General features: G+C 75.1%; 1 pseudogene. It reads left to right on the forward strand.

Going from position 1 to position 796, the window contains the following annotated elements:
- Nucleotides 1-694: pseudogene (locus ACE3O1_RS14545) on the forward strand (hypothetical protein); the annotation flags it as partial.
- Nucleotides 695-796: the final 102 nt, after the last annotated feature.

A 796-nucleotide genomic window follows, 5' to 3' on the forward strand; every position in this document is an offset into this window, starting at 1 on the left:
CGAGCACACGGTGCGCGCGGTCATCACCGGCGCCGGTCCCGCCCCGACCGAGATCGGCCCGGTCTCGCTGGCATCGCTCGTGGAGACGCCGCTCACTACCCCGCCGGGCGGGTCGGCGGTGATCCAGCGCGGAGTGCGAGCGGCGGGCCGGTCGCCGCTCGCGCTGTGGTTCGCGAGAGCGGATGCCGCGGCATCCGTCACCGTCGACGTGTCGATCACCGATCCCCGCGGCCGCACCACCACGCGCACGACCACCATCCCCGGCTGGACGCCGCCCCCGCCTCCGCCCGCCGCCACGCTCGATCTGATCGGGATCACAGCGCGCGCGCTCGCCGGGGTCGTGGTGGTCGTCGCCACCGACGCCGCACTCGACCAGCCGTACCGGGTGCGGGTGGCGGCCGGGCGCGGGCGGGGGAGGGGGCCGGGACCGTTCCGCGAGCCCCGGCCGTTCCCGCCCGGTCCGATCTTCCCGCTGCTGCGCGGGCTGAACGCCGAGGTCGACCTCGCGGCGATCCCGACGGCGCCGCGACCGCCGCTGGTGGACGGCACGATCTCGTTCCGGCGGGTGCGGCGCGTCGGGCGCTTCATCGGATCGACGGTCGAGATCGGAGTGCCGCTCGGCGCCCCGGTGTCGGTCGTGGTCACGCTCATCGCTCCCGACGGAGCCGAGGTGTCGGTCACTGCGCAGCTGTGAGCGCGGCGCGCGGTCGTCGGTGCGAGCCCGATTGGCGGGTTCGTGCGGCGTGACGTAAACTCTTCGGCGGTGACGTGTCCGAGCGGCCGAAGGTGCAACTCT

It is taken from the genome of Microbacterium sp. (assembly GCF_041909575.1).
GTDB lineage: Bacteria > Actinomycetota > Actinomycetes > Actinomycetales > Microbacteriaceae > Microbacterium.